Origin of the sequence: Sinorhizobium sp. NFACC03, assembly GCF_900103435.1 — a bacterium.
Lineage (GTDB): Bacteria > Pseudomonadota > Alphaproteobacteria > Rhizobiales > Rhizobiaceae > Ensifer.
This window is the reverse complement of the sequence record NZ_FMXF01000007.1, coordinates 113,835-140,820: the sequence shown is the minus strand read 5'-3', so window position 1 is coordinate 140,820 and position 26,986 is coordinate 113,835. Positions and strand designations below refer to the sequence as shown.

The following is a 26,986-nucleotide window of genomic DNA, read 5'->3' as shown; positions in this document are numbered from 1 at the left end:
TCGCACGCTAGCGCCCTCCAAAGAGACTGACCAGTCGAGAAAGCAGTCCCTTTCGGGCCTCCCACTCGATTATGCCGTTCAACACTTCTTGCTCACTCGCATCCGCATCATTCTCACCGGCGCCTGACGTCTTGGCGGCATGATCTTGGACCTGTGTCCAAGCCGTTGGGTCGACAAACGTGCCGGTTGCCTCGTCGAAGACCCATGACTTCTCGTCGCTACTGCCGAAGCGCGCTATGCCATCGCCCCCGCCCGTTGCCGGTTGCCACGCGGCCGCCAGAGCGCTTCTGCCGCTTCCGGCCCAGCCGGATGCCGCGGCTGTCTCGTTCGCCTCGCTAACCCCTGGGATATGGAGATCCGAGGCGCTGATGCCGGCAAGTTTCATCAGCCGTCGCTCAGTCGGGGTTACGAACAGACCCAGCTCCTCATCGAACACCTGGGCGTCGTTTCGCGTTTCGGACTGGGATGCCGACAGCGGCAACCGGCGCTCGCCGACCTCAAGCGTTTCGGCCATGACGCCGCCGACAGCATCGTCGGAAGAGTGGACCAATCCGGCCTCGTGACCCATTTCATGGAGCAGGACCGAGAGCAGATCGAAGCGTCCCGCGGCTGGGCCGCCACCGATCGCCTGCCACTTACCGTCGACAAGGCTGTACTCCTCGTTATCCTGCGGCGTGAGATCGACGAACCAGCCCCGTCCCGCGGCGTTGCGGTCGATCCTGATTGCGCCGAACACGGCCTCGGCCAGTCGGTCGCCTTCGAGATCGACGATCTGCAGATCGATCGTGCCGAGGCGCGCCAAGGTTGATGCATCGAGCAGTCCCGATTTCGCCCAGAGGGCGACGGCATCGTCGAGCACCGAGAGTGCCTGTCCCCTCGTGATCTCACCACCGGCAACGGTCGTGCCGCCGGTCGCCGCCAGCAGATTGGTCGACGTGTTGAAGGCGGAATCGTTGGTACGGATCAGGAAGCGATCGAACGAGCTTGATCCGACATGTGACATCGTGCCGAAGCCGCCATCGACCAGTGCAGCATTGAAGCCATAGGTGCCGAGGAGGCCGCCGTTCACCTGAATGCTGACCGCCGCCCCCTTGAAGATCAACTTCAAAGTATAGTCGACGCCGACATCAAGGACGCGACTGAAGGACTGATCGATCTTGTAGCCGCCCTTGGCACTGACGTGGCCGACAAGGACCTTGTCGTTGACCGCATCGAGGGCGACGAACTTGTAGTCGTTCGGACCATAGCTGTCGAAGACGATACCGCCCGTGCCTGCCGTCAGTAGCTTGGCCTCGAGTTCGAGGTAGGAGTCCGCCCGGAGCTTGGTGCCAAGGTTGAACGTGCTGATGGAAGCGCCGGCAGCGCCAACGAAGCGACCACCTGCGACGGTCCAGCCCGTGGCCGCCGTACCGCTCATCGGGAACCGGCTGGTTGCGTCGAAGTTGTCGGTATAATCAAGCGACAGGTTTGGCGGCAGGATCTGAACCGAGAAGTTGTCCACCTTCGACTTGGAGCCATCGTTGCCGGCGCCGACCAGGCCGCGGTTGAGGCCCACGGGCACGCCTTCCTCGATCCTCGGCGCGAAGGTGTAGCCGAACCAGTTCACACCCGCGACCGTCACCGTAACGTTCGTGCCGTTGACAGCGACAAGCACGTCATAGGCTATGCCAGCCTTCAACTGGACGGGCTTGTTTGACTGGGCGACCTGGTGCCAGCCGCTGGCGTCGCGGTAGCCCATTTCGATCTTGTCATTCGAGATGTTGATACCAGCCCATTTGAAGTCGGTCGGCGAGTGGTAATCGAAGATGACATAGGAGTTGGCCTTCCAGCCCGCCAAAGGCTTCTGAGCGGTGATCTTGGCCGAGATCTCGAAATAGACCGGCAGGTACTGGTCGGCATAGAAGACCGCCGCTGCCTGCCCCCACGATGTCTCGGATTCGACCGACATCATGCCGCTCGAGACTGAGAACTTGCCCTGGTCGGCGGCGAACACGTCGAGCGTGCCGTCGTTGAAATCGGCCGTGCGCAGAACGTCGCGTCGACCACCAGGGATATTGCCTGGTTGCGGATCGGTCGGCCCGCCGGTCTGATCCTGCCAGATGCCGTGATCCTTCTGCGTCACCAGTCCGATTTCGCCTTCAACCCCGCCCTGGAACTGCGACACATGGCTGTACTGGTCACTGCCATTGACGCTTCCGGTATCGGCAGTGCGGGTGATGTCGACACCATCGCTGAAGGCTTGCGCGTAAAGGAAGTCGAAGAGCTGCGGCGGCACCTGACGGCTGACCGTCGCGATGCCGAACGGAGCGAAAGGCACGAGATAGCTGTTGAACTCGCCGACCCAATCGATCAGGCGGTCACCGCCGGTGTTGCCGATCAGGATGTCGAGCCCGGCGCCACCAAAGACGCGGTCCTCGTAAACCGGGTGCGTTTCCGGCTGATCGTTGAGCCAACCGTTAGTGCTGAGCACGTCGTCGGCATTCATGAGGTCGTTGCCCCAACCGCCATAGATGTGGTCTCGGCCCGTCCCGCCGACGATCCAGTCGTTGCCAAGGTCGCCGAAGATGGCGTCGCTGCCGTCCGTATTGCGGTCGGCGAAGGTGATCGGCGTGCCGTTGGGCGAGAACGCGATCGCGCCGTTGACCAACGGTCCTTCGTTGTCGACCAGGTTGAGGAAATACTGGAACTGGGTCGGCGCAGCACCCGACTTCCAGACGGTTCCGTCAGCATTGAACAGAATCGTCCGACGCGGATCGTATTCGTCATAGAGGAAGAATTCGCCGAGCTTACTCTGAACCGGCTTCGGTGCGTTCCACGGATCGGTATCGGCACCAAAGCGCAGGATGTCTCCCGGGTTCCAGGGCCGTGTGAAATCGGTGCGCACCAGCCCGACCACGACGCCGTTTTCGAAGCGCTGGGTGTAGCTGAGCGGCAGGGCTTCGCCGCCGCCGACGGCATCGTCGCCGGCGCCGCCATGGATGAAGTCGTCGCCGAGACCACCGAAGATGATGTCGTCGACGACATTGCCGTCGAACAGCGGATCATCCGCGCCCTGGGCATTCGGCTTCAGGTTATAGGGCGTGAGGTCGACGGATTTCTTCATCTGGCCGCCGATATTGATCGTCTCGGTCTGCACCTGCCCGGGCGTGTAGATGAATTCGTTGAGCACATCGCCCTGGCTGGTGCGGGTATCCGGGTCGGTGGCAAGGAGGGCCAGGACGCCGTAAAGCGGCTCGGCATAGGTGGCGCTGTTGCGGCTCGTGAAGATCCGTCCGTCATCGCCGAGGATGCCGTCCTGGCCGGTACCGCCAGAGATCCAGTCATTGCCCCAACCGCCGATCAGATCGTCATTCTCGGCATCGCCGAACATGCGGTCGTGGCCGCCGCCGCCGTAGGCGATGTCGTCGCCGGTTTCGCCGTGGAATTCGTCATGGCCGCCGATGTCATTCTTCGCCCACAGACCGAATTCGTTGCGATAGGCCGCGTCGTTCGGGTTCGTCTTCGAGAACAGGTCAGGACGGAAATCCGGGCCGCCCGGTGTGTAGTCGAGAAGGTGCACGCCGCGGACGACGATGCGTTCGGCGCCGGCGCGGGCCGGATCGTTCACATCGTAATTGTACCGGACGTAGAGCTGTTGGTTTGCCAGCCCGTTCGGGTTGATATCGACGCCATTGATCCCGACAATACGGACGATATTACCGTTGTCGCCGACCATGGTGTCGGCATCGCGGGCATAACGCGCAGCCGCAAGGGTGCCGTCGCCCGGAAGGTCGAGGTCGTTCCGGTCGATTTCGGCGCCGGTACCGCCGAAGATGTAGTCGTCGCCGTCAGGCCGTGCATTTGCATCGGTCAGGCTGAAGAACGAGGACGAGCCGCCGACCAGATCGTCCTGGCCGAGGCCGCCGAACAATTGGTCATCACCACCACCGCCTTCGATGTAGTCCTGGCCGTCGCTCGCAGCAGCAAAGGATGCGATCACCGTCAACGGGCCGATCGGATCGGCAACACCACCCGACGTCCGGGATGCACCGACATGCGACGTGCCGGCGAAGGCAAGTTCGATACCGCCGTCGCCCTGGATGACGTCATTACCCAGTTGGCCGAAGATTTCGTCATGACCTTCGCTGCCGGCAATGTAGTCGTTGCCGAAACTGCCAACGCCGGCAGCGCCCTGGTCGAAGGCGAAGGTGTGAAGCGTCGCATAGTCGACATCATACTCGCTCCACCACGGCGCGCCGTCCGGGTCGCGGTAACGGCGTGCGATACCGTCGACCAAGAGGAGACCGCTGTTGTCGCCAGTGACGGTGCCGAAGCCAGCCGGGATAGGCCGATCCGTACGGCTGTAGAGCAGCGCGCCGGCCAAGGTCTGGAAGCGCTTGCTGAATGTGTCGTCCAGCAAGTTGCCGTCCGCGCCGCCCTGGCGGGTGAGGTAGACGTTGTCGCCGAAGATGCGATCGTCCTGCTGGTCGCCGTCCAGCATGTCATGGCCGGCACCGCCGACGATCACGTCGCGGTCAAGCCCGCCGAACACGATATCGTCGGCGCCGTTCTGCAGCTCGGCCGACTTGATCGCCGTCACGAGCACGAGCTCGGTCGTCTGGATTCGCTGTTTGAGACCGGACGGCAGGTTCGGATCGTCCACGAACATCTCGATGATGCCATGGTCGGCGAAGATGATGTCGTCGAAGTCGCCGAGCACACCGGCTGCGGCAACGGCACTCGGGCCGTAGCCGAGATGGGATGCTCCATCACCGAAGATCAGGTCACGGCCGGCCTGCATGAGGTCGCGGACCGACGATTTTACCGGCTTGATCGTGGTGCCGTTGGTGTCGGTGTTTGGGTTGGCGGAAGGCAGCGGGCTGTTGTCGACCGTGTCGATGAAGAGCTGACGGGTGAAGATGTTCACGTTCACGCCGCTGTCGCCATAGATGTGGTCGACGCCGCGGTTGCCGATGATCAGGTCGTCGCCGGAACCACCGGCCAGATGATCGCCGGCCTGGCTGCCATAGATCGTGTCGTTGCCCGCGCCGCCATAGATCGTCAGGCCGACGCTGGGCAGACTCCCTCCTGCAACGCCCGCAAACAGTGCGCTGGCGTCGATGACGTCGTTGCCAGCGAGCTTGTAGGGATTGGCGAGCGGGAAGACCCATTCATCGTCTTCGTTCTCGCCATCCTGCAGTTGCGGGAAGGGATCGAACGGCTTTTCACCGAATTCCATGCCGAGCACGTTGTGCGGCTGGCCGGAATACCAGATTCCATCCTGGCTGGTGTCGCCATAGATGACGAGCGGCGAGTTCGGACCTGCGCCGCCATTGACCTTGATGTAGTCGCCACCGACGCGCTTGCCGCCATCGAGCGTGGTGTCATAGCCGAAGACGGTCAGTTGGACGCCCGTTGCCGGTGTCAACGCCACGTTCTGCAACGTCATCACCGCGGCGGTCAGCGCCTGGATCGTGAACGGTCCGGCATAGCCGCTGACATAGACCTTCTGGCCGACATAGAAGCCGTCTGCTTGCCAGCTCCCGGCGCTGCGCGTCAGGCTGTTGGTGGCAACGTTCATCGCGCCGGAAGCGGTGATCGTGCGTGCTTCGGCGACATGCAGAGAGCGTTCGGCGTAGCTGTTGAACGCATCGGCCGCCAGCGAGACGCCGGCCCCCTGTCCGATGTGGGTGTTCGGCGCGCTCAATACCAGGGCGCTGAGATCGCCCCAGGTCAGGGCCGAGTTCGGCGGCGGCGGAAGGGTCGCGTCGACGATGGCAAGGATCGTCCGGGTGTAGGTCTCGCCCTCAAGCTGGATGACCTGGCCGACCTGGTACCGGTCTTCGGACCAGTCGCGCCCATCGAGGCGGGTCACGACGATCGAGCCACCGCCGGCACTGGCAATGTTCATCTTGCCGGCGCTTTCGAGGTACATGTTGCCGCCACCGTGGACGAGCGTCAGGCCGCCATGCGCACCCTGCACATAGAAGCTCTTGACCGCATCGTTCTGCGTGGCGAGCAGCGCGCCTTCTAGCTTCAGCGAGAAACCGTCATCGGAGATCTCGATAATGCGGAAGTCGCGCTTGCCGTTTTCATCGACCATGGTGATGAGGTGACCGGCAAGATAACCCTCGTCCGCCCACTTGATGCCGTCCTGACGGGTGACGATGCCACCGGTATAGATCGGATCGATACTGACATCGGTGACCACAGTTTGCAGAATCGCGTTGGTGACCGGGTTGATGCGGTTGATGGTCCGGGGCGCGTCGCTGACGAGCGCGAGTTGACCGCCGGTGACGCGCATCGTCGAGCCGACAATCGAGACGATCTGGTATTCACCCTTCGCGAAGTCCTCGTCGATAGTGATGAAATCGCCGACCGCAAAGCCGGTCCATGAGCCTCCATCGGTACGCACGATGATCCCGCCGGCAATCGTCTGGGCGACGTCGACGGACTTGTTGACGGTGATCACGTCCTTGTCGATCGCGGTGATGGTCAGTGCGCCGCTGGCAACGCCAGCGAGCGATGGGCCGCTGAGAACCAGGATCGAATTGTCGTTCGGGTCGGCGCCTTCTTCCGGATGCAGCGGATCGATGAGGGCGTCGTTGATCGCGACGACGGTCCAGGTGCCCACCTGCCCCGCAATCTTCACGGTCTGGCCGATGAGGAAGCCCATGGCCTTCCAATCGAAGCCCGCGCGCACGATCGTGCCGCCGTTGCTGCCGTTCGGCGTCACCGTGAAATTATTGGTGACCTGAACGGAGGGCGCCGGATCGAGCGTGCCCTGGATGACGAGGCCGTCATTGCCCTCGCCGAGCATCAGATTGACGACCTCGATGGTGCTTTGCGTCGCATTGGTGCCGAACTGGCCGTCAGAACCGACGCTGATCTTGCCGAAGCTGATGCCGCCCGGGAAGAAGCCCGATTCGCCGAAGGTCGGATCGCCGGTGACCCCGAGGCCGAGGCTCAGATCATCGGCCATGTTGAAGCCGGTGAGCGTCGTCTGCGTCATGACGCCGTCGACATCTTCCTTGCTGGTGTCGTTGAAGATGTTGAGGACATCGATCTGTTGCGATTCCGGCGGCTGGGCGCCGATGGCGATCAGGAAGTCGTCCGCTTCACCCGGCAGTTTCAGGCCGTTTTCCAGCGAACGGTCAGCGCCCGTCGGGCCGCCTTCAACAGCCAGCGGTCCGCGCAGCTTCGAGAGATAATGTCCCGAAGCCGGGAAGACCTTCACGCCTTCGCGCGTGACGGGGATGTCGTAGTTGTCGTCCGCCTGCAGGACGACCGTCTGCTGGATATAGTAGTTCCCCGGATTGAACGTCGCGACCGCCGCGGTGCGCAGCACCTTGACGCCCGCAAGCGTGCTGCCGACCGGCAGCAGTCCAGCGTTCTCCGAGGTGATCTGGATCGTGGCATCCTTGGTGTCGTTCTCGCCGCGAATGATCGCGATCTTGAAGTTGCCGATAACGTTGTCGGCGGCGTCGAAGACACGGATCCACTGGCCTTCCAGGAATCCATAGGCGAGCCAGCCGTCCGCATCGTCGGCAAGGCCGGCGATCGTCATCCGATAGGTGGGCATGCCGTCCTCGATGACCGTATGGAACTGGATATTGCCCGTGAAGGCGCCATCGCTGGCGAGGTCCGAGAGGATGACATCGGCAAGCTGGCCGCCGGTACCGAACGTCCGGTCGACCTTGATGAACTTGCCGTCGACCGTGTCGATCGCGGTGATGTAGTAGTCACCGCTGTTGCCGCCGGCGTTGCCGACGCGGATCTGCTGGCCGACGAAGAAGCCTTCATCGACGAAGCTGCCGAGATCGGCGCCTGTGCCGCGGGTAATCTTGCCGTTGAGGCCGTCATTGCTGAAGATAAGGTTGCCGTCGAAAATCTGCGTCGGCCGGAGCCCGCCGATGACCGTATAGCCCGAACCGGGTGTGACGGCGACGCCGTTGACGCTGACGACATCCGCCAGTCCATCGGTGACGATCGCGACCTGTACGGTGGTGCTGGGCGCCTTCGTCAGCCGGATCGTGTAGTCGTCCGTGTCGCTGCCATCGGCATTGAGCAGCGTCGTGCCGCCGCTTTCGAGCACGACGGCGCCGGCCGTGTCGTTGTCAATGACTTCGATGTCGACATAGCCGGGGCCGGAGCGCAGATTCGGGAAGACATAGTCGTGGTCGGCGTCAGTCGTCAGAACGTCGTCGCGCTGGAAGTAGATGACCGCCGTATGCGGATCTTCGCGCGGGATATCGTCACGCGCCTGAACGCCGATGCGAACCGGGTCATCCCAGTTGGTATGGTCGAAGGTTAGCCGCCAGTAGCCGTCGGCATGTTTGTACATGCGGTCGCCGACCGAGTTGAAGATGTTCGTCGGATCGTCGACATCGAAGATCTGGACATCCTCGTCGCTCGCCTCGTTGAGGAAGAGCTCGACGACGATGATGTCGCCTACCTCCGGCGCCGTCTGAAGCTGAACGAGGATCTCGTCCGTCAACTGGGACGTCGGGCTGCCTTCGATGACCAGCGACCGGCCGTCTTCGATGTTCGTGCCAGGCGCCACCTCGGTGACATAGATCCCGGGTGTGTCGTTGTCCCTGACCAGCACTTCGACGTTGCGGACGTCAGCCGCGTCAAAGGGGTCTCCATCGGGATATTCGGCATCGATGTCGATGACATTGGTGTCGACGCCGCTCAGATCGGAAATCACGCTGTGCTGGATAACGACCACGCGGTCGCCTTCTGCCCGCGGGTCGTCCGGCGCATAGACGTAGACCATCTGCGGATTCATCCAGTTGCTGCTGTCGAACCGCAGCACGACCGCGCGATCCTTGATGATCTGCGGTACGCCGTTGACCATGACAACATGCTGGAAGTCGCTGTCGGTGACGGTTCCGCCGGGGTTGACGGTGGACAGCCAGATCGTGTCGCCGAGGCCGTTCGGCAAGGGCGCTGGGTTCAACAGTGTGCCGTCTTCCTCCTCTTGCGGCGAGCGTGCCGCAGACACGGTGACATAGACCACCTGGCCGGCGAGCGGAGCGATTGCCAGCTTCACCGTGTAGCTGTCCACATTGACCGGGCCGCCTTCGCGCACGGCAGTAAAGCCGCCGGTTTCGTCGATGCGGATGATGCCCTCTTCTCCGGAAGCGACGTTGTAGTCGAAACCGTCGACCAGCACACCGTCGTAGAGCGCGTCGCCGGACGTGACGAGATGATCGACAGCACCGGAGGCCCCTTCGAGCTCGCGGGTCACGATGTCTTCGGTCACGTCGCCGGTGACGTTGATCGTATCGGATCCCAGGCCGCCAATGACGCGATAGGCAACGCCGAAGGCCGTCGACTGGACAAAGAATTCGTCGTCACCTTCGAGACCATCGACTTCGACCACTTCGATCGTGGTGTAGCGCACATTAAGGCCGGCGCCGAAAATGCCACGTTCGGTAATCGCAAAGTCGTCGGCGAACTCCGTGCCGAGGATGACGAGCTTGTCGAAGCCCGTGCCGCCGTCGACGGAAACCGGAGCATTGACGTTGTACTGGACCTCGTCCTCACCACCACCGGCGCGGATGTCGGGCGCCCGCGCAACAGAGAATCCGAGCCCGATGATCGGCATCGCAACGCCCTGGTCGTCGCGCACGATCACGTCGTCGGTGTAGTCGTCGGGCGTGGAATCGGCATCGGCAAAGTTAATGACGCCGTCGCCATTGGTGTCGAGCGTGACAGCCGGCAGGTCGTCCTGGTCGATCGTGCCGTCGCCATTCCAATCCTGGTTGGCAACAGCGGCGATCGCAAAGGCGCGCACGATGAACAGGTCGTTGTTGTCGTCGCCTTCGAGCCTCAGTTCAGCCTGGTTCGAATAGACACGGAACTCGTCGTTGCCGGTTCCGCCCTGCGCGACCAGCGGCGCACTGATGCCGGGGCTCAGCCAGCCGCGTGTTGTAGCAACCATGTCCGGGAAGACGTCCTGGGCGAGCAGGCCGCCGCCGAAGAACGGCGTGACGCCATTTTCCGGATCGTCGGTGCGCTTGTTGCCGAAGATCTGCCCGATCTGGAAGGAGTCGTCCCCCGCTCCGCCCTGAAGCGACACGATCGCCGTCGTATCGTCGGAATAGAAGTTGTCGTTACCGCCGAGGCCTTCGACGGTGACGCGACCATTGAGGGCCGTGTCGTAGTTGATGCGTGCGCTCTCGTTCGACGGTTCGTTGTCTTCGATCGTGTCCGCATAGGTGGTCGGCTGGCCATAGACCATCGCGACATAGGCCGGGCGATCAGCCGTTTCGTTCGGCAGATAGTTCGCGCCGCGCAGCAGGAAGATGTCGTCGATCGGCTTGTTGCCGTCGCCGTCCTTGCCGTTGAGTGCCGAGTTGTAGCCATAGATGTTCAGAGCATCGACGCCGTCGTTGGAGCGCCCGCTGTCGAGCACGTTGATGACGTAGTTGCGGTTGAAGTCCGTACCGGCATTACCGAGGCCCGGATTGTTCGAGCCGAGCGTGTAGACCTCATAGAGATCGCTGCCGGAGACACCGTCGAGCGTCAGCGTGTGCTCGGCGGCTGTCGTCATGTTTGGCGAGGTTTCGGTCGCCGTGTCCTGCAGGTAGTAGACGGTGAAGCGATCTTCGCCGTCGGCGTTGGTCGGGTCGAGGTTCTGGCTGCCATAGGCCCGCGTCTTCGAGCCGAGGAAGATATAGCCGGGGCTGCCCTGGGTATTGGTGCCGCCGGCGCCAGAGGGATCGCCGAACTGGATGGTATCGACATCGGTATTGCCGAAGATCCAGGTCAGATTCGTGGGGTGCGGTGCCGTCGTCTTCGGCACGGCTGTCCCGACCGGCGTCCCGTTGGTCTTGTTGCCGGGGGTCACCGCGGCGTTGGCGATGATGCGCCCACGCAGCAGCATGACCGAACCGAAGCCGATATCGGCATTGGCAAGCAGGGTGATGGCCTCGTCGAAGGCGGTGACGTCACCGTAGATGTCGATCCGCTTGGCCGCCAGGATCTCGCTGTTCGAATCGAGTGTGACGTTGTCGCCGACGCGCAACTGCACATTGCCCTTCTCGGCGAAGATCTGGCCATGCGGGATGAGACGCTCGGCATCAGCCTGGAAGGTCGGGAAGGTGAGGCCGTCCTCGGAGAAGCGTGCGTTGCCGCTGTGCAGCAGGTCGAGGTTCTCGCCCTGTGCCGCCGTCTCGCGAACGGTGATGCGAATGTCGCCGTCATAGGTATGGGCGAGCACGAGCCTGAGGTTGCCGGCGCTCTCGCCGGGATTAACGGGTGCTTCCGCCAGATAGATGTTGTTGTCGGCTTCCAGCGCGACGTCGTCGTTCGACGAGCCGCGTGAGGAATCGATCTCCAGATCATTGTTGAAGGCGCCGATGGAGCCGCCGCCATTGGCGTCGAGATCGATGCTCTGGCCGAGCAGGTCAGCGAAATCGTCGCCAGCGCCGTTGTTGCGCGCATCGAGGATCGAGCCCGAGACGGTGCGCAGCGAGATGTCACGCGTCGTATGGACCGTGTGGACGAGCAGATCACCGACGACTTCATCGAGGAAGATGCCGAGCGTGCTGTCTGCGGTCGTATCGAATGCCCTGAGGACACCGAGGCCACCAAGGCCGTTGCGGATGTCGACGTTGATCTCGAGGAAATCGGTCGGCAGGCCGATACCGCCAAGCGGTGAATTGATGTCGAGCAGCGTCGGGTTGAGAACCTGCGCAGCGACCTGTGCATGGTTCGGGTTGAAGAGACCGACGCCGGCGGCCATGGTTATGTTGCGGCCGGCGACATCGGCTTCGACATCGCCTTCCGTGAGGCCCCGCGCATCGATGATGCGCCGCGGCGAATAGAGCAGAACGTCCGACGCGGTCGACTTGATCCGCTCGACGCGCATGTCGCCGGTCTTTTCGCTCAAGGCGATATAGCCGTTGGTCACCACATCGATATCGCCGTTTCCGGTGATTTCGGTAATTCCGAGGACATTGATCGTCGTTGCGCCGGGATCGGGATTTGCTGCAGCGACGATGATATCGCCACCGCTGGTGACCGCTCCGGCCTGGAGGCCGGGCAGAGTCCGATTGCCGGTAGCCGGATCGATGCCACGGAAGTCGTAGGTGGAAGCGATCGGCGTGTTGCCGGTTCCGAAAACGCCGCGGCTCAGCTCTTCAGGAAGGCCGCTGTCCGGCCGGAAGTAGTTGTAATGGGTGATCCCGGCTGCCTGGCTCGGCGCCTTGACGAGCACGCCGCCCGAGGCGCCTGCGCCGCTCTGCTCGAGGCTCGCCTGTAGCAGCACATTGGCGCTATCGCCGGCGCTTATCCGGTCGATTTCGACAATGTAGTAGCCGCCGCCGAGGTCTTCGCGCAACAGGGCCTTGAGGTCGAGGTTGATGTTCTGGACGGCATCGACGGTAAATGTCTCCGCCGCAATCAGGCTGTGCTGGTTGGTGAGCGGCCCGCTCGGCGAAAGATTGATCGCGACACCGGCGAGGGAATTCGCCAGCGTGCTTGCCAGCCTGACGCTCAGGCCGTCGGAGGAAGCGATGACATAGTAGTAGCCGCCATCGACGAGCCCACCGATCGCCGTGCTGACCGCGTCGTAACGTACGAGCTGGCCGGTGTAGAAGCGGTTCTCGTGCCCGAGGAAGATCTGCTCCGTCAGGCCGCTGACGCGGCCGGTATCGAAGCTGATCAATTGCGGCAGGCCGGCGCTATCGACGATGTCGACATTGACGCGGTTTCCTGTCGTTCCAACATTTTCCTCGGCGCGGATATTGAGGATGTGCGTGCGGATCAGGGATTCCCGGCCGTCGCTGCCGAGCACACCGCGATCGTTGGTCGCGAAAACGGATCCGTCGGTATTGACGATCGAGGTGGTCCCGATCGGGTTTTCGATGGTGCCGTTGATATAGATATCCGACCGGCCGCCCGTGTCGGTGATCTCAATCAGCGTCGGCGCCACCTCGCGCTCGATGTTGAACGTCAGGGTCACTGTCTTCGACGGGTTCAACCAGGCAAGCGGCTGCTCGTCGGTGACGACATCGATGTTGTTGATGACGATGTCCTTGTCGGACTCGTTGCGGATCGTAACGCGCTGCAGCGTGTCGCGGAACGTCCAAGTGCCGCCGGAACCGACCATCGTGTCGGAATCGAAGACGACGTCGCCCGGGCCGGGATTGACGATGTCGTTGACGACGATGTCGGCGCTCTGGATCGTATCGCCCTCTCCTTCGCTGCTGCCACCACCGCTGGCGCTATCGTTGACGGTCACCTCGACCGCAACGTCGACCTGGCCGTCAGCACCGATGACGAGCTGTTTGACAACCAGTTCTGGCGAGCGCCCGGAGAGAATGAGGACATCCGAATTGAAATCGATCTGTTGCGGCCGGTCGTCGGGGCTGCTGCCATCGGAGCCGCCGGCGGCAAGCGAACGCTTGCTGTGGTCGGCGTCATCCGTCTGCGAGATCGAGCCGTTGACGGTGGAAGCATAGAGCGCCAGGTGTTCGCTCGATGCCGCGGGCTCCTGCGGGTAATCCGGATGGCCGAGAACACCATCCGCATTGTCGCGCGGGCCGGCCGTGACCAGAGCGCCGGCGGCGCCGAATATCTTCGACGCCACGTCGGTGTCGTTGTGCGCATCGGAATCGACGAAGCCGAAAAGGCCTGTGGCACGGGCATAGGACTTAGCATGCGTCTTGACGTTGTCGTAGCGGGTGACGAGGTCGACGCCCTCCCAGCCGGTCAGTTCGGCGTCGGCATTGATGTGCACTTCCGCCTTCGGCCGAGCCGTTATGGTGCTTTCGGCCTGGCCTTCGCCATAGAAGCCGGCGCCGCGGCCGTCGCTGCCGGCGAAGACGTCGAAGCGCCCGACTTTCGCGCTGGCAACGGCCCGCTTGGCGCTCAGAACAGCCCGGTCGCCGAGCGTTGCGATCGTGTCGGCCTGATCCAGATCGGGGTTCGGATCCGCAACACCGATATAGACATGCGTGACGGCATCGCCATCACCGCCGAAGCCGACGCCCGAACCGGTCGACTTGGCGGAAACGCCGGCTTCGGAATAGGCCGTCAGCCGTGCCAGTTCGCCGGCGACGACGATCGCGTCGGCGCCGATTGTCGCGGCACTGTTGTACTCGATCCAGACTACGGTCGTCGGCGAGGCCAAGCCAACGGCACCGCCGGCGCTTGCATGCGACGAGGCTCCAGTATTCACATTGGTGCTGGAAGCTACGGTGACGTTCTTGCCCGCAACGATGCGGGTGCCGTCGCCGACGGAGGCGACGCTGTCGACGTCCTGGTAGCTGTTGGCATCCGCGTCGCCGACGGCGACGAAGCCGCCGGTGCCGTTGACCGCGTGCGCCGTCGTATTGGTGGTGGCTGACGTGGTGATCGAGACATCGCCGCTCGTCGTTACAAGCGTCGCCGATATCGTGGCGGTCACGTTCGGATTGCTGGTGATATTGGCGTCATTGCCGTTGACGCCAACAAAGGCGCCGCCGGAACCCTTTGAATAGGCCGAGGATACGCCGTCGCCTGACTGCGGCGCGATTTCGCTGAGCGAGACCTCGCCCGGGCCGAACAGGAACTGGCCGCCAGCTACCGACGTCACTGCATCGTCGATGTCGATCCGAAGCTGTTGCTCGCTCGTGCTGTCGTTCGATATGTCAACGGCCAGCGCGCCAATGCGATGGTTGGCGTAGGGGCCGGAAAGTCCGGTTGGCGTCAACGTCATCTGCGTGCCGCCGGAAGGCGCGTCCCACAGTTCGAAAGTATCGTCACCGGGGCCGCTGACGCCACGGACATAATAGGTCTTGCCGTCTTCCAGCCCGCCGATTGGCAGATTCTTGGCGTTGATCAGCGAATGGATGTCGTCGGCGGTCTTCGCCTTGTTGGGCGTGAGCGTGATGATCGACTGATCGAAGGTCTTGGTGAGCGTCGTTTCAGTGACGCTGTTGACGACCGACAGGATCAGCGTGCTGCCGCTGACGCCGGTAACGGTGTAGGTACCGCTGTTGGCACCGGCGCCGCTGATGAACAGAGTACCAGTTCCAAAACCGAAATCGGCCCAGTTCTCGCCATCGGTACGGATGATCCGGTCGCCGGCCCCATTGCGGACGAACTGAACCTGTTCGGTGACCACGTCATTGCGTTTCAGTTGGATCGTCGTCGAATTGACGACGTGGACACGGTAGGTCTGGCCATCAGACAGCCCCCCGATCGGCGTTCCGGGCGCTCCCGTTTCCGTTTCGACGTTGTAGACGACGTGCTCGCCCTCGCTGAACCCATGGTTCAGCGCGTTGCCGTTGTCGTCAAAGAAGCGAATGTTGTTCTGCGTGCCGTCGTCAATCGGCGAACCATCGGGATTGAGCGCCGTCGGATGGACATCGACCTGCCGGCTGACGAAAGTCTTGGGATCGGGCGCGTCATAGGTGACGGCCATGCCGTTGGTGAACCCATGACCGGAGATCGTGATCTGACTGCCAGCGATATCGTCCGGCTGGAAGCTTTTGAAATAGTTCTGCGGATTGACCGCCTTGTCATGCGTATTGACCAGTTTGATATGGGACTCGTCGATAACCAGAACGTAGTAGAGATTGCCTTCTGTCAGGCCGAAGCTGTTCACCGTTTCGTCGGGCCCGGCGTAGTAACGCACGGCATCGCCGCTGATGAAGTTATGCGCACCCTGGAAAGTAATAATCTCGGTTTCGGAATCGATGCTTGCGGCATTGAAAGTCGAGCCGAAGTATAGCTTGTTCGGGTCGACATTGCCGCCATCGACGACATTGATGACATTGTACTGCCGATTGACTGCCGGATCCTGCGGATCGGGCCAGTTAAGACCGGGGATTACCGCGCCGCCGCTGCCGGCGTCGTATTCGACGGTATCGCCCGTCACGAGGCCGTGGTTGTTGACGGTGATCGTGTTGGCGACGCCGTCAGCATCGACGACCGCATAATCGGGCTGCGTTCCTGGAATGGGCGCTGCAATCGCCTCGACCGAAACCGTGCCGGTCGCATTGATGACGCTGCCAGTGCCAATGGTACTGGAGACGGTCGGGCTGACATTGGTCGTGGCATCGGAATCGCCGGCGCCGAAAACGCCGCCGATCGTCACACCGACGACCTTCGAATCCCCTTCCGTGTTGGCGAGTGCCTTCAGCCGGATATGGCGTGCAGACTGAACGGACGTATTGTTGCCGATGGTCGCCGCAACGGAGGACGGGCTTGCGGTTGCCGTGGCGCTGTTGAGCGTCAGCGCCCCGAGGACGCCGCCGCCTGTCGCTTCCGCAACGGCGAGCGCGCCGTTGACCGCAAGCGCGTCGACCCCGATGTCGCGAACCGAAACGATATTGGCATTCATCCCCGCGTTCGACTGGCCGTTGGCGGTCGCTTCGGCATCGGTTGCACCGACAGCGGCCGCACCGAAGGAATTCGCCTCGGTGTTGGCGACGGCGTAGTTGCGCAGGCGCGACTTGATATCGATGTCGTTAGTAATGGTCAGGCTGCCGCCCGCGCCGATCGTGGCGTTGACGATGGCGTTGGCCTTGGCGGTGGGCACCGCGCCCTGGCCGCTGAACAGGCCTCCGCCCGAGGCTTCGGCAAAGGCCTTGGCGCCACGATCCGTCGCTGTTTCGCCGACGAAATTATGGGAGGCGAGCATGACGATGCCGCCGGCTGTAATAGTCGAATTGCCACCAATCAGCGCACTTGTCGTCGGTACGACATTCACCGTCACGAAGCTCGTGCCGACCGCGCCGAGACCGATGGTGAGCGCGAAAACATCGCCCTTGGCATTGTGGCTCGAAAGCGCTTCCAGCGTCACGGTGCCGGTGGCATCGATGTTTGCGCCGCCAAGGATCGATGCTTCGATGTTGGTCTCGACATCGATGAGCGCAAAATTGAACGAGAGGCCGAGCGCACCGCCGGCGAGCGCAAAGGTCTCCGCCTTGGCGTCGACGGTCGAGTCCGCATGCACAGTGATCGCACCGACCGTGTCGGTCTGGCCGATCTGGCTGCCAGCTCCGATGGTCGCCAGAGACTCGATCGTGCTGTCGTCCGTGTCGCCGATATTGAGGTCGACATAGGAGGCGCCGGCCGCCACTGCGCCGACCTGTATGCCTGTCGTCGTGACGTCGAAGTCCTGCGTGTTCGAAGCGTTGACCGACAACAGGGCGGCATTATCCACCACGGTTCCATCGAGCAGGCGGGCCTGCACGCGGCTGGTATCGTTGATGACGATGACCGATGCGCCGAGGCCGACGAACCCGCCCTGGAAGGCGACGGTCGTCACATCGACCTCTTCGTCAAGCTCAGCCTCGACCTTGATCTGGTTGCCGGCGCTGAGGTTGCCGCCGGCCTTTGCCTTGACCTGTCCGGAGACGTTGAGCACGGTCACGGCTGCGCCGGCGCCGACGAGGCCCGCGGCAGCGTTGCCGATCAGAAGATCGACCTTCATGTTCTGGCGCGAGACAATCAGAATGTCATGGCCGGCCTCGACATCCGCACCGGCTTCGATCGTGGCGGTAGTACCGTGCTCCTCATTCGTCGGGATCAACGCGGCATCGAGGTCCGCGCCCGAGAAGAACGACGGGTCGTTCAGCCGGTCCGACGCACCCTGCATGTTGTCCCTGACACGGGAGTCCGCGGTGCGGGAGTTTCCGTCGCCGCTGAAACCGGTCATCTGGCCGGTCAGTTCGCCGACGCCGCCATCGGTCTTTTCGCCCGCATCGGCGGCCGCATTGTCGCCGCCGCCCGTGGTGGCATCGCCGGACGTGCCTTCCTTCTCGTTGGCGTAATCGTCCTTGAAATCCTGTCCGATCGACCAGACCGAGACCGACGCACCGAGGCCAACAACGCCGCCGACGCCGCTGAACGCGAAGCCCTTGAGGACCTGAATCGAGTCTGCACTGACAGCGACATCGTTGCGGGCCAGGATGTCAGCATTCGCGCCGATCGAGGCTGTGGTGTCGTTCTTGATGCTGCCGAAATCGATGCCACCACCGATGCCGACGAAGCCGACGGCAGCCGAGCCGGCAAAGGACGTGATGCGGACATCATTGGCGGCGTTGACATGAACGCCCTGCCCGAGGCCGACATTGCCCGGATGCAACTGATAGTCTGCAAAGCCCTGGTTGATCGCGGCACCCGCGCCGATGGCGGCCAAAGTGTCGGAATCGATGATTGTCACACTGACCGCACCGGCAATGCCGACATAGAGCCCGCCGGCGCCGGCAACGGCGATATGCGTAACGATTTCCGACGATTGCGCCTGGACGATCACGCCGTGCGCCTCACCGGAAAGCGTGGAGAAACCGGTTGGATCGCCGCCGCTGGTCGTGATCTGGCCGTCGAGCACGTTCGAGATACCCGCGCCGTTGGCGCGCGCGTCGATCGTCGCGTTTTCGCCGATCGTTGCCTCGGTATCCTTGGTGACGTTGACGACGCCAACGGAGCCAGCGGCACCACCGCCGGCGAGACCGATGGCGACCGCACCGGAAACGATGGTGAACTGCGAGTCGTCCGTGGCCATGACGGCGACATCGCCGCCGGCCTCAACCGTCGAATCCCCGATGCGCGCGAACGTATCGGCATCGAGCGATACAACCGAGACGCCGCCGGCGAGGCTGACGGCGCCGCTTACCGCAAGCCCGGCGGAGACGACGAGTACCTTTTCCTTCGCAGTAGCGATGACCGCTACATCATTGTTCGCGTCTACGAGCGTGTCGTCGCCAATAGTCGCCTTCGTTTTCGTCGTAATGACCGACACGTCGACTGCCGGAGCGGCCGCACCTGACCCACCGAAGGCCGCACCGGCGCCAACGCCGAGGTGGCTGAAGTCGCTGGCCGCAGCGACGAGGACAGACTGCGCTCCGTTGCCGCCACCGCTCATGTCCTGATTGATGCGGGCGCCTTCCCCGATCAGCGCGGTCGTCGTCGTGTTGAGTACGTTGACCGCCGCACCGACGGCGACACCGACGGACCCGCCGCCGCCAACGCTGATGGCCGCCGTTTCGATATCGTCCTTGGTGCTTGCCGAAACCGCCACGCCACGGAAGCCGCCATCAACGGCGGCCGTCGCCGTCCGCTGCTGGGTCAAGCCCGGATCGGTTGGGGTACCGTCATCGCTCTCATCCTGGTCGAGGTCATTAAACTGGCCGAGGCCGCCGCCGCCTTGCTTGACCGGCACGCCCGCTTCGAGACTGTCCTTACTGACCTGGCCATCGGTCTGCGGGTCATAGCCATCGCCCATGCTTTGCGATCCGGCAAAGCTGATGTCGAACCGGCCGGTGCGTGCAGCCACGCTGTGCTGGCCCTCGCCGGTCACGCGCGCGTCTTCACCGATGAACGATTCCGTCGTCTTGGTGACGACGGCCACACCGGCTGCGACACCGACGCCGGCGCTGCCGCCGACGGCAACGCCGCCGACGATCAGATCGAGCTCCGTTTCATCGACCGCCTGCACCAGCACGCTGCCAAGGGCGCGAACGTCGGTCAGGCCCGCATTGCCAATGCCGTCGATCGGATCGTCACCGATGAAGGCGCGAGTCTTCACGTCGAAGATGAACACATCCGCCGAGACCGTGATCGCGGCTGAGGAGGCCCCGCCGGCTGCGACCGAGAAGGAGCCGACGTCCTCGTTGCTGGTCGCTTCGACCTTGATGTTGCCATCGGCATCCATATCCATGCCGGAATCGATCGATGCCTGCGTGGTCTTGATCAATGTCGCGACATTGACGCCGGCGCCGACAGCGGCGCTGCCGCCGGAGGCGGCAAGCGATCCCGCAACCGTCAGGAGATCGGTCTCGCCATAGGCATAGACCGCAACACCCGGATCATTGGCGCCGGATTGAGCGGTGACTGCCGTGTTCGAGCCGATGCGTGCGATCGTCGTTTCCGTCAGCACCGTGACAGCGACAGAACCAGCCACGGCCGCGCTGCTGGTCGAAACGCCGCCAGCGGCTGCTATGGTGGTCACGTCCTCGGTCGAAATGGCCGAGACGTCGAGGCCTGCCGGGCCGCCGGTTTCAACGTCGGCGTGGCCGCGGATCTCGGCCTTCACATCGTCGATGTGAACGAAGACCGTGCCGCCGATGCCGATGCCGGCCCCCTGCCCGAAGGCGATGCCGCCGGCGAGCGCAAAGATCTTGGCGTCACCGGTTGCCTTGACGGAGACATTTCCGCCGGCATGAAGCTCGGATTTGTCGAGTGCTGTTCCCGTCTCGACATAGGCTTCAGTCGAGGTGTCGAGCACGACGACACCGACGGACGCGGCGACGCCCGAGCCGCTGAGGCTCAATCCGAAGGTGGCTGCAATCGAGGTGATGGTGTCGAATGAATCGGCGTTGACGAGGATATTGCCGGCAATGGCACCGAGATCCGCAGTTCCGCCGACCCAGGCGCTGGTATTGCGGATGATGACATTCACGTCGAGGCCGATGCCGACACCGGCATTGCTGCCGCCGGACAGTCCGATGCCGCCAGCACCACTGACCATAGTCAAGATGTCGGTCGCTTCGACGGTCACCCCGCCATTGCCGTCGAAGTCGGAGCCGTCATTGATGAAGGCATGCGTCTCCATGAAGACGACGTTGACGCTTGAGGAACCGCCCACCGCCGTTCCGTTGCTTGCCGCAACGCCAGCAGCAAAGCTGGTCACCGCCAGATTTCCGATGACAGGAATGCTCTCCGTAATCGGCAGCAGTTCGGCGTGGGCCGTGACACCAATCGCGCCGCTCGCCTCGGCATCGACGCCGGTCCCGACGTCGGCCTTGGTGTTGAGATCGTTGACGATATTGATGGAAACCGCGACGCCGACACCGGTGCCACCATTGAGGCTCAGCGCCGCGCCGCCGGCGATGCTCTGCATCTCGTTGACGCTGACCGCATTGATAGCGATCCCACCGGCGTTGGCGTCCAGATCGGCATTGTTGCCGATGATGGCACTCGAATTGACGTCGAGATAGTTGATCGCGACGGAGCCGCCGACGGCGGTGTTCTTCGAGACGGCGCCTGCCAGTGCCCGCGCCTGGAAGGTATTCCTTTCACCATTGGCCGTGACTGCCCGTACCTTGATTGAGCCGGCGGTAAGATCGGCGCCGGAATTGACCTGCGCGGTATTGTCGAGCAAGGCGATATTGAGGCCGACAGCGGCGGCAACGCCGGTATTGGCGCTCGTGTTGGTCGCCGTCGCCGTGCCGAGCGCACGCGCATCGGTGGTCATCGTCGCTTCGATTTCCATCGCGCCCGAAGACCCGATCACGACATTGCTTGCGATCGTCGTGGTGTTGTCGGCGTCGAGGAAGTTGACGGCGATTGTTGCGGCGACGCTGGTCCCGCCCTGTGTCGATTTACCCGTCTCATTCGTGCTCTTGCTATCGGCGGTGCCGAGACTGCTGCTGCCAGATTGGGTCGGCGCCTTCGAGCCGCCACTCTGGTTCTGCGCCATGTTCGTCTGGTTGCTGCTCTCCTGGTCGGAATTCGCCTTCGAGGTATCATTGCCCTTGGCGCTCGCCTTGGACTCTGCCTTCGTGTCGAAAGTCGACGTGGCGGTGACACTGACATTGTTGGCGCCGGAGAAGTTCCTGCCGACAAAGGCATCGTTGGTCACTTCGGCGATGTTTAAAGCGAGCGAAACGCCGACGCCGACATTGCTGCCGGCCGCTTCGCCGTCGCCGAGCGTGTGGATCGTGCTGGCATGGCTCGCCTGCGTGGCGAGATTGCCGGTCAGCGTGATCGCACCGCCAGCACCCGAACCGATATGTGCATCCGTGTCATTATCCACGTAGGCGACTGCAATTGCGCCACCGACGGCAGTGTTACCGGCTGCGCCCGCCTTTGCCGTGGTGGTGACCGTATCGTTCGAGGTGGCAAGTGACTGGAAGTTGCCGGTGTTGCCGCTGATCGTTTCGCCGTTTTCGATCCCGGCGAAGGTCGTGTTGAGCGAAATACCAAGCGCTATCGATGCGCCGACGCCAGTGCTTCCTGAGCCGCTGCCGGCACCATGGGCCGTCGCTTCTGTCGTCGATTTGGTTGTGTTGGTTGCCTGCAGGCTGACGTTGCCGCCAGTGAGCGCCACAGACGTCGTGGCGCCGCCGCCGTGATCGAGCCCAATCGTGCCGAGCGTATTGGTGGTTGCAACACTCAACGCAAACGAACCCGCCACACCGGTGTCGCCGCCGCTCGCACCTGACGTGGATTTCGCACCGAAATTGTGCTCGGCGTTGCCTCCGACCGTCTTCATCGTCGCCGAAGCGGTGAGGCCGTCGGCCGTGATGTGCGCGCCGGCGCCGACCGAAGCTTCGTTGCGCATGGTCGCGACGTTGATGGCAACGGCGACACCGACGCCGGTGCCACTGCTCGTGGTCGTCGCCTTGCCGTCGCCCGTGGCACTGGCATTCATGTTGTTGGAGGACTGGAGCTGAAGCGCTCCGGTGCCCGCACCTTGCCCCGCAATGATCGTGACACCATCACCGATCGAGGCGACGGCAAGCGACGAGGAGACGTTGAGGGCGAGCGCTGCGGCGACGCTTACCTGGCCCCCGCCGGTACCGCCCTGGCTCGTTGCGGATTTGTCACCCGTATTCGTCTTGCCCGATTTCTCGTTGGCAAGTTGCTTTTGTTTATTCTTCTGATCGTCAGTGGTGGTGTTGCCGCTGTCGCTTTCCTTATCCTTGTCCGCACCCGCGGCACTGGCTGTAGCCTCGGCCTTGCTCGCGCCATCGCCATGGGCTGAGAAGCTGACATTGCCATCCGCAGTGATGTTGCGGGCGGTGCTCGCAGTCGCGCTGTCATCGACGAACGCAAGCGCAATAGCGGCGCCGACCGCCGTATTCCCGGCGATTGCGTCGCCGAGTGCGGAAGTCGCGCTATCGCCATGGTGGGTCGCGGTCGCGGCGAAGGCGCCGTCAAGGTCGATAAGGCCTCCGGTGCCGAGCTTTGCCTCCGTCACATTGTCGGCAACAGTGATCGCGATGGCGCCGCCAACACCGGTACCATCTTCGGCTGTCGCGCCGGATTCCGCCGTCGTGGTGGTCTTGTGGCTACCGGTGGCGCTGAGCGTCAGGTCGTTGAGACCGGTGAGGACCACGGAATTTTCGACCTTGGCCGATGCCGTGTTGTCGGCTGCGTTGATGGCGAAGGAGGCTCCAACGCCGGTGCTGGCACTCTCGGCATCCGCCTCGGCAACCGCACTGCTTTCCGAAGTATTGGAGACCGTCAGCGAAGCGTCGTCGCTGCTGAGCGCGACGTTGGCGGAAGGCCGGATCGCCGATTCTGCGGTGGCATCCGACACGTTGAGCGCAAACGATCCGGCAACGCCGGTGTCGCCGCCGCTGGCGCCGGAGGTCGAATGCGCTTCGAAGACGTTCTTCTGGTCGCCGCCGACATTCTTCATGGTGGCAGACAGGATGACGCCACCGTCGGCGTTGACGACCGCACCGTTGCCGATGATCGCCCTGTTGCTCATGTCCACGACGTTGATCGCCACGGCGGCGCCGACCGCCGTGCCCGAGGTTTCGCTTTCGAGCGTCGCGCTGCCATCGGCGATGGCCGAGGCATCCATGTTGTTTTTCGCCTGCAGGCTCACACCGCCGGTTCCGGCGCCGTCGCCAGCCGTAACGGTGCGGCCAATGGCGATGCTGGCCAGCGCTTCGCTGTCGGAGATGTTGATCGCAAGGGCGGCCGCGACGCCGACATCGCCACCGCTGCCACCGCCGGTATTGGCGGTCTGGCTCGTGTTGTCGGCATCGCCGGATTTGCTGTTGGCGAAGTCTACCTCCTTCTGCTTCTGCTGATCGGCCTTGGTGTTGCCATCAGCGGATTCGTCGTTCTTGTCGGCGCCTTTGGCGCTGGCTTTCGCTTCCGCCTTGCTGGAACCATCGCCGAGCGCCGACAGGCTGACCGAACCGTCGGCGCGCAGATTCCGGTTCGTGGTCGAAATCGCGCGGTTGTCGACGAAGGCGAGCGCAATCGCGGCGCCGACCGCGGTCGAACCGATCGCCGTGCCGTCAGCCGTGGTCGTGCTCAGCCCATGATGGGTTGCCGTTGCCGAGAAATCACCGGTTATGTCGAGCTCGACATCGTCCGTCCCGAGCGAGGCGCGGGTGGTGTTGTCGATCACGTCGATCGCCACTGCGCCACCGATGCCGGTGCTGCCGCCGGTGCCGCCGGCTTCCGCCGTCGTCTCGGATTCATGGCTGCCGGTTGCCGAAAGCGTCACGTCGTCTGCGGCCGTGATCGTCGCACCGTTTTCGAGCTCCGCGATGGAATTGTTGTCGATGACGACAAGAGCCACCGAGCCGCCGATGCCGGTCTCGCCGGCTTCACCGAGATCATCGCCATTGGGGGTGGCGGCCGTCTCGGCGTGAGTGGTCGACGAGGCCGTGAGGCTGAGATCCGCGCCATTGAGATCGACCGTCGCACCGGCCTCGATCACGGCTTCGACGTCGGTCATGATGATGTTGATCGCGAGAGCCCCGGCGACATTGGTTTCGGCGCCGCCCGCACCGGCTTCCGCCGTCACGACAAAGCTGTCGCCGGCATTCAGCGTGGCATTGAGGTTGACGGCGCTCGCCGTCAGATCCGACGTTCCAGCGACATAAGCACGGGTGGTTACATCGGCGATGCCAAGCGCGACAGCCACGCCGACGCCGGTCCCGGCGCTGCCGGTAGCCGAACCGTCGGCGGCTGCCGTGACGCTCTCGGTGGAGGTCGCAGTCAAGGCAAGTGTGCTTGCGGAGACGAGGGTGGAACTATCGAGATAGGCTTCCGTCGTTGTCCGGTAATCGGAAACCGTGACGGCACCTGCAAAGGTGATGTCGCCGCCGCTGGTCGCCGCCTTGTCCGAGGTATTGCTGTCCTGGTTCGGGTCGGCGAGCCGCTTTTCGGATTCGCTCGTGCCATCGCCCTGGTTCGAACCACCGGCGCTGGAGATCGCGGTGGTGCTGACATTGCTGGTCAAAGTCGCGCTGAAGGCGGCGGAATCGGGCAAGTTACCGCCATTGGCGTTGAGCGACGAGTTGCCAGCCATATAGGCGCGCGTCGTCGCGTTCACTTCCGAAACGGCAACGCTCGCGCCCTTGGAGCCCGAGCCGCCATCCGCGGTTGTCGTCAGTGCCAGCTGGGTGTCGGCGGTCAGCGAAACGGCGCCGGATATGTTGAGGGCGCTGCCGCCCAGCACTTCTGTGATTGAATCGCTGAGAACAACCGTCACGGAAACCGCAGCATCCTTGGTCGTGTCGTTCTCGCTTGCATCGCCTTCGTCTGCCGCGGTCAGCGAAACGCTGACCGAACTGCCGGCCGTCAGGCTCGCGGCCGTCAACGTGCTGTTGTCAAATCTGATCCTCGCCTCCGGCAGAACGGTGACGATGACGCCTTCGAGCGGCCCTACCTCCGCGGTCGAAGCCGAAACGGTCGCATCCGCCGTCGCCGAGATCTGCACGGCGCCAGAGGCGGTGATGGTCGCGCCGCTGAGGTCGATGATCGCCTCGGGTGTCGCGAAATAGGCGCCGCCGGTGATTTTGCCGTCGTCTTCGGCGAGCGCCACAAGGGTGACCGTCGTCGCCGAAACACCACCTGAAACCGTGATCTTTTCGGCATGAAGCGCCAAGGCGCCGAATGTGTTCGTCCCCTCGATGAAGACTTCGTCCTTGCCGTCATCGCCAGCCGTATCGGCAGCGTTCTCGCCAAAAACAGTAAAGCTTGCAGCCCCTAGATTGACACCGGTAACCGTTAGGACATCCTTCGACAGCAGCGGGATCCCGAGGTCGGCGCCAAGTTTGATTGTCAGGCTGTTGGTGGGCTTGGCGAAGGTGACCTTCTCGAAGGTCGGGACAAGCGACAGCGACTCGAGCGTCAGAGTGCCGTCACCGTTATCCTTCAGCCTTGCTTCGTCGTCGAAATCGCTGGTCGCGATAATACGATCGGCGACGACCGTATTATCTGTGATCGGCTCCAGGCCATCGTAGCGCAGAACCTGACCATCGCGGGTGATCGTGCCGGACGCGGGACCGGTCGCAACGTAGGTGACGGAATGGAAGAAGCCGCCATCGAGAACGAGACTGTCGAAGCCGCCGGCACCACCGTCCATGACGCCGGTCAGACCGCCGCCAGCTGAAACGAAGAAGGTGTCCTTGTTGTCGGCAGAACCTCTGAGATTCTCAACCTCGACGAAGGACACCCCTGAAACGTTGCCGGAATTCAATCCGGTTATGTTCCAGTCGGTATCTTCCGGCGGTCCGATCACTGCGTCGCTGCCGGCCCCACCGCTCAGCAGGACCTTGCCCGAAACGGCGTTGTCGAAACCATTATGTACGAAGGTGTCGTCGCCGGCGCCGGTGTCGATCGTCAGCTTCAGATTGGGCGAAGCGAAGGTGTAGGACACCAGCGCGCCGCCATTGATGCTGTCAAGCGTCGAGAACCCGTCTCCCCGCGTGCCGGCATCGCTGAGACGCAGGGTCTGCCCCTCTCCCGTCATGTCGGCAAAGATCCGCTCCTGCGCGGTTGTCGCATCGGTCACGGTCGAAACGCCACCGATACCGATCCGATGGCTAATCTCGCCGTCTACGGCGGTAAACACACCGGAGCCTGCACCATCGACCGCGAACTCGACGAGATCGAACACGCCGCCGGTCAGCGAGAGCCTGTCGTCGCCGTCGCCGCCTTGAAAATCGATATCGAGCGCCTGAAGGAAATCCGTGCCAAAATCGATTGTCAGCGTGTCGTTCGCAGCAGTACCGGTCACCCGGATATAGTCGATTTCCGCGGCATTCCGCTGCGCAACGAGGAGGCTCGACCTGTTGTCGTAAACCTGGACCGCCTGGATCAGGTTGTCATAGCGCAGGCTGTAGTCAGCGCCGCTATCACCGACCATGTCCACCGCAAAGGGCATGATATCGGCAGACAACAGATAACGGGGCTCAAGCGTCTCGAGCGCGAGCCCGGTTAGATGGCTGGTTTCCGAGCGCGGTGTGAAGCTTCGTGCCTTCCTGCCACCGAACCACCGGAAAAGGCGTTCGATCATCGCCGT

Annotated in this window: 1 protein-coding gene; it reads right to left on the bottom strand. The window is 63.0% G+C overall.

Translation table 11 applies throughout. The features are described 5' to 3' along the window. Positions 1 to 7: 7 nt before the first annotated feature. A complete protein-coding gene (locus BLU35_RS12650; protein WP_176907228.1) occupies positions 8 to 26,980 on the bottom strand; it encodes an LEPR-XLL domain-containing protein in 26,973 nt (8,990 codons plus the stop codon). Positions 26,981 to 26,986: the final 6 nt, after the last annotated feature.

Coding starts and splice junctions, on each gene's coding strand:
- BLU35_RS12650 (WP_176907228.1), bottom strand. CDS start 26,980: ATGATCGAACGCCTTTTCCGGTGGTTCGGTGGCAGGAAGGCACGAAGC.